Annotated in this window: 6 protein-coding genes and 1 pseudogene; 2 read left to right on the forward strand and 5 right to left on the reverse strand. The window is 71.0% G+C overall.

Annotated elements, in window-relative coordinates:
• Window positions 1–436, reverse strand: a pseudogene (locus tag ACLEQD_RS36235) (peptidase M56); the annotation flags it as partial.
• A 5-nt stretch (window positions 437–441) separates the two neighbouring features.
• Entirely contained in the window at window positions 442–822 is a 381-nt protein-coding gene (locus tag ACLEQD_RS36240; RefSeq protein ID WP_014400122.1) for a BlaI/MecI/CopY family transcriptional regulator, read from the reverse strand.
• Window positions 823–1,099: 277 nt separating this feature from the next.
• On the opposite strand from ACLEQD_RS36240, the gene ACLEQD_RS36245 reads away from it, so the two are divergent.
• Together ACLEQD_RS36245 and ACLEQD_RS36250 are read left to right on the forward strand one after the other, a co-directional pair.
• Window positions 1,100–1,744, forward strand: coding sequence for a hypothetical protein (locus ACLEQD_RS36245; protein WP_410390450.1), 645 nt, complete (start codon window positions 1,100–1,102; stop codon window positions 1,742–1,744).
• 121 nt (window positions 1,745–1,865) lie between these two features.
• Window positions 1,866–3,218, forward strand: coding sequence for a hypothetical protein (locus ACLEQD_RS36250; protein WP_410390452.1), 1,353 nt, complete (start codon window positions 1,866–1,868; stop codon window positions 3,216–3,218).
• Here the strand turns inward: ACLEQD_RS36250 and ACLEQD_RS36255 are convergent.
• The 3 genes from ACLEQD_RS36255 to ACLEQD_RS36265 are packed head-to-tail and all read right to left on the reverse strand — an operon-like array spanning window position 3,215 to window position 5,121.
• Window positions 3,215–3,625: a hypothetical protein gene (locus ACLEQD_RS36255; protein WP_410390454.1), complete on the reverse strand. Its 411-nt coding sequence runs from the start codon at window positions 3,623–3,625 to the stop codon at window positions 3,215–3,217. The genes ACLEQD_RS36250 and ACLEQD_RS36255 overlap by 4 nt on opposite strands.
• On the reverse strand, window positions 3,589–4,824 hold the full coding sequence (locus ACLEQD_RS36260) for a phospholipase D-like domain-containing protein (RefSeq protein ID WP_410390456.1): 1,236 nt from the start codon (window positions 4,822–4,824) through the stop codon (window positions 3,589–3,591). The genes ACLEQD_RS36255 and ACLEQD_RS36260 overlap by 37 nt, the downstream gene beginning before the upstream one ends.
• Window positions 4,825–4,884: 60 nt before the next feature.
• Window positions 4,885–5,121, reverse strand: coding sequence for a chaperonin (locus tag ACLEQD_RS36265; protein WP_120561048.1), 237 nt, complete (start codon window positions 5,119–5,121; stop codon window positions 4,885–4,887).
• Window positions 5,122–5,235 lie beyond the last annotated feature (114 nt).

A 5,235-nucleotide genomic window follows, 5' to 3' on the forward strand; every position in this document is an offset into this window, starting at 1 on the left:
CGCCGCGAGCCGCGCCCCGTGCGAGGGAGGCTTCCGGGGCCACCACGGCGGGAGCCGGGGCCTTCCCATCCGAGGCCACGGGCCGGGACACCTGGAGGCGCGTGGCGCCACCGGGCGCGGCGGACGCCGTGCGCAGCGGGGTCATCACGGCCGGTGTCTGGGATTGCGCTCCTCCCGCGCCGGACGTCTGGGATTGCGCCGCCGTCGCGGCCTCCACCGGCAGCAGCGCGAGCGGCAGGGGCCTGGGCCAGCCCAGCGTGAGCACGAACTTGAGCGCCACCAGCCACCACAGGCCCGCGCGCACGGCCGCGGGCAGGCGCGGCAGCGCCCGGGCCACGCCCCAGACGACCAGCGCGCACAGCGCCCCCTGCCACGAGGCGCGCCACACCGACTCCGACCACGACGACCACCACGGCGAGGTCACCAGAGGCGTCATGGGGCTCACTCCTTCCGCTTCTGGCGCAGGCGCGCCACGACGTCCTGGAGCTGCTTCAGCTCTTCGTCGGACACGTCCTCCGTCTCCGACAGGTAGGTGACGAACGGCGACAGCGAGCCGCTGAGCGTGCGCTGCACGAAGTTCCCTACGACGTCGCGCAGCAGCTCTTGCGTCGCCACCGGCGAGGCGTACTGGAACACCCCGTCCACCTTGCTCCGGGTCAGGTGCCCCTTGAGCCGCAGGCGCTCCATCACCGTCAGGATGGTGGAGCGCGCCAGCCCCTGCGCCTCACCGAAGCGCTCGGCCACCTCGCCCACGGTCGCCGGCCCGTGCTCGGCCACGTACCGCAGCACCGCCAGCTCCTGCTCTCCCACCGGCTTCTTCATGCGCCCCGCCCTTCGTGACGACAGCTGTAGTCAGAAAGCAAGGTACGCCTGACTACAGCCGTAGTCAACTCGAAGTGCTCGAAGCCGGCGAAGCGCGCCGTCCCCGTCCGGGAAGCGCGGGAACCCCTCGCGCACGGTCAGGCTGCCGTGGGCCTGCTCCCCCGGCCGCTCAGGGGCGTGCCGGTTGGGAGGAGCTCGTGTGTGTCCTTGTCTCTGTCGGAAGGACAACCAGATTTCCCCCAGCCGACTTCAAACCCGACACACACGGAGATTTCCCATGAAGCTCCCTCTGTTCGCGGCGATCGCCGCCCTGTCGCTGTACGGTTGCGCCAGCCACAACGCCGGCACGTTCAAGGCCTCTTCACCGCAAACCGGTTCGATGATGGGCGGCTCGGGCGGCTCGGGCAGCGCGGGCAGCACCCAGGACACCCGCGGCGAGAGCATGGACTCCTCGTCCTCCGACTCCGCCTCCTCGGACTCCGCCTCCCAGGAGCTGCCCGGTGAGACGGGCAACGTCAGCGACCTGGAGAAGCGCGACCGCATGGACGCGCCCACCGTCTACGAGGGCGAGGCCACCGGCGGCTCCGGCTCCGCCAACCAGACCGTGAAGACCCAGGACGGCCAGAAGTGGGACGTGCAGCAGAACACGCCCACCAAGCTGGGTGATCCCGAGGTTCCCGCCGGCGCGGTGAACCAGAACCGCGACCCCAATGAGAAGGGCAACCTGGGCACCGAGAGCGGCACCGAGAGCGGCACCGAGAGCGGCACCGGCGGCTCCGGCGCCACGACCACCGAGGGCAAGAGCGAAGTGAAGGACGTGAGCGGCGAGACCGAGTCCGAGGCCCTCGACAGCGACACCGACGACTCCAGCACCGACAGCTCCAAGGTCGAGTCCGGCGCCACGCCCGACCCCACCCACTAGCCTCGCGCCCCACGTGAGGGCGGATACCCGGCAAAGCCCGCCCGCGGGCCGCGCCGGGTATTCGTCTGTCCACCCCGCGCCGCGCCAACTAGAGTGAGCACCAATGACTGGTGCTCCCTTCGTGGCCCTGATCGCCCTGCTTCACTCCCAGTCCTCCACCGTCGAGGAGGTCCCCAATGATCCGCCGCAGGAGACGTACTCCGCGCCGGAGTCCTCGGGGAGTTCGGGGGGTTCTTCGGAGGGCATCGGCTTCCGGGCGCTGCTGGAGGTGGGGCCGCTGAGCTTCCCGTCCGGGACGCGCGGTGGAGAGCAGGACCTCTTCGGGTACGCGTACCCGTCACTGGGCGTGGATGGCGGCGAGGACTTCGCGTTCATGCTGGGCGCGCCGCTGCGCTTCCGGCTGCTGGACAACGACCCGAAGCAGAAGGACCAGGACTACGGCGCGTGGCTGCGGCGCCAGGACTGGGACGAGCGCAGCGACTACGGGCAGGTGGTGCGCCTGCTGCGCATCGGCGACGAGTCCGGCCGCTTCGGCCTGCGCGTGCAGCCGTTCCTGGAGGAGTCGCTGGGGCGCGGCTACCTGGTGAACCGCTACGACAACCAGCTCAACCCGGACTACCACCCGGCGGGCGGCACGGTGTCGTTCACCGCGGGGCCCGCGCGCGTGCAATTGCTGGCCAGCGACGTGCTCGCCGCGCGCGTGTTCTCCGGCGAGCTGCTGCTGGACCTCGGCCGCATCGTCAGCGACAGCGAGGAGAACTTCGACCGCTACCTGGTGCGCGCCTCCGCGGCGCACGACTTCGGCGAGGCGGGCGGCGTGACGCCGGAGGCCACGCTCGCGTCGGTGGGCGGCGAGTTCGCCATGTACAAGGGCGAGCGGCTGCGCTCGTGGGCCCTGCTCGCCGGCGGCGCGCGGCTCAACGCGGGCGCGCAGGACGTGGGCGCGCTGCTGGGCGTCGCGTTCGAGGGCAACTTCAAGGGCACGCAGCTCAGCGTCACCGTGCAGGGGCGCCGGCAGGGCGGCGGCTTCCGCTTCGGCTACTTCGGCGCGGGCTATGAGCTGTCGCGCTTCTCCGCCGTGGGCCTCTCCGAGGAGCCCCAGGCGGACCAGCGCGTGCCCCAGGACTTCTCCGGCTACCTGGAGCTGTCCGTGGCGCGCGGCGACGGGCCGGACTCCGCGGAGGTGGTGGCCAGCGGCGCCGTGGAGTACTCCGCCTTCGGCCGCGCGGACGGCGACCTGTCCCTGAGCTTCAGCAGCCCGGGGGGCGAGTCGCGAGGCATCGCGCGCGTGGTGGTGGTGGGCCTGGGAGACAAGCCCCGCTACTCGGTGGCGGCGGAGTTCCGGCGGCGCGTGCTGCCCGCCATGTACGTCTGGGGCGCCGGCGCCACGGTGCACTTCCCGCAGCCGGATGACACGCTGGTGCGCGGCGTGAGCGTGGGCGCCGGCGTGGGCGTGGACTTCGCCCGCCGCTAGCTGCCCACCGTCCCGCCCTCCTCCTGCCCCGGCTCGCAGGGCAGGATGGCGCTGTGCCGGGCCGTGTCGCACGACTTGCCGACGAGCCACCGCGACAGCAGGCGCACGCCGGAGGCGAAGAGGCCGTCGTCGCCCTTGTGCAGGGCCTCGAAGAGGGACTCGTCCAGCACCGACTCCTCCGGGTCGATGAGGAACTCCTCCGGCTCCAGCGGCTTGAAGAGGGGGTTCTGGTCGAACACCGTCTCCAGCGGGTGCGGACGCAGCCGGTGCTGCCCGTCGTGGGCCAGCCGGTCCAGCGTCTCCACCAGGTGCGTCGCGGCCACCAGCGGGCGCAGCGCGGCCACGCCCGCCAGGCCCGCCTGCTCCGCCATCAGCGACACGCGCACGCGGCGGATGGCGCGCGACACGGCGTCCCCGGGCGCTGGGCCTCCCAGCTCAGGTTGAGCTCTGAATCCAGGCCCAGGCTGCGGTTGGTCGTGTTCGCGGAGCCGATGGTCATGAACGTGTCGTCCACGACGAGGACCTTCGAGTGGATGTACGTGAAGACGTCCGAGCCGTCCTCGTCCTTCGCCGCCGAGCCGTACACCGCGAAGCCGTGGCCCGTCTCGGAGGCCACGTCGCGCAGCGCGCGCAGGAGGCGCACCTGGGCCACGCCCATGGCGATCTGCTCGCGCAGCGCTTCGGGCTGACGGGGCAGCACCAGCATCACCTGGAGCCGTGGCCGTCCGGCCGCGCGCATGCGCTTGACGAGCGCGTCGTAGATGGCGCGCGAGGAGAAGTACTGGTTCTCGACGTAGATGAAGCGCTCGGCCGCGTCGATGGCGTCCACGTACAGCGCGCGGATCTCCTGCACCTCCTCCTGCGGAGGCAGGAGGGTCTTTCCAAAGGTGCGGCTGATGGCCACCGGGCCCGGAGGCGCGGGCATCGTCGCTTCGAAGGTCAGGTCGTCGCGGTTCACGGGCTCCAGGTGGAGCTCGCCTCCGCCCGAGTGCGCCCAGCGCGCCTCGAACAGCTCCGCGAGCGGCTTCACCGCGGGGCCCGTCAGCACGGTCTGCACGTCGTGGTAGGGCCCATGCGGGTCGCGGCCGGAGTCGCAGCGCAGCTTCGAGCGCGCGGGGTGGTCCCGGTCGTCCCAGCGGCAGTCACACACGTCCATGCCGCCGGTGAAGGCCATCACGCCGTCGACGACGACGAGCTTCTGGTGATGCGCTCCGTAGAGCGGGCTGGAGGAATCGAAGCGGAAGCGCAGCCGCTCGTTCGTGGTCCAGTTGAACAGCAGGTTCTGCATCCACTCGCGCTCCATGGCGAGCAGCATGCTGAAGTCCCAGGCGAGGATGTAGACGTGCAGCTCCGGGTTCTCCCGGCACATCTGGTCCAACAGCGGCAGCAGCCGGACCTCGCCTCCGTTCGCCTCCTCCTGGTCCTCACCGCGCAGCAACGTGACGTCGCTGTCGAACTGCCAACCGGTGATGACGATGGAGCGGCGGGCCTTCCGGATGGCCCGATACAGCTCCCGGTAGTAATCCCGGGCGTCCACCAGCACGCCCGCGTCATGCGTTTCCGTCCGCGTCCAGCAGTTGCGTCCGGGGATGAGAATGGATTTCACGTCGGTCACCTGGCCCTGGAGTGGATCCCTGATGTGTCCGCGCCCGGCCGGCGGCAGCAATCACCCCACGAAGACAATGTGCTTGCCGGTCGCCAACGTCATGTCGGTCGAGGAGACCACCCTGGCCACCTTGCGAGCCTCGCCGCCCACCGTGTCGAAGGCCGCGGCGATCAGGTCACCGAGCGTCACCTGCACGCGCTTCGCCTGCTTGCCGGCGGAGGACACGGCCTTGACCGTCTTCGCCTTCATCTGACGGGCCTTGCGCTGGATGGTCTGCTTCTGGGTCTTGGTCGCCATGGTCTTGGTCTCCTGAGGATGAAGTGTCTGCCCGTCTGCGTGAGATGCCGTACCGCCCCGTACCGCCCGTCCTGCCGTGCTGCCCCTGCCCCGTCCCGCCCGTCCCGCCCCGAC

The organism is Corallococcus sp. 4LFB (assembly GCF_046520365.1).
In the GTDB taxonomy this organism is placed as follows: Bacteria; Myxococcota; Myxococcia; order Myxococcales; family Myxococcaceae; genus Corallococcus; species Corallococcus caeni.

Coding starts and splice junctions, on each gene's coding strand:
- ACLEQD_RS36265 (WP_120561048.1), bottom strand. CDS start 5,121: ATGGCGACCAAGACCCAGAAGCAGACCATCCAGCGCAAGGCCCGTCAG.
- ACLEQD_RS36245 (WP_410390450.1), top strand. CDS start 1,100: ATGAAGCTCCCTCTGTTCGCGGCGATCGCCGCCCTGTCGCTGTACGGT.
- ACLEQD_RS36240 (WP_014400122.1), bottom strand. CDS start 822: ATGAAGAAGCCGGTGGGAGAGCAGGAGCTGGCGGTGCTGCGGTACGTG.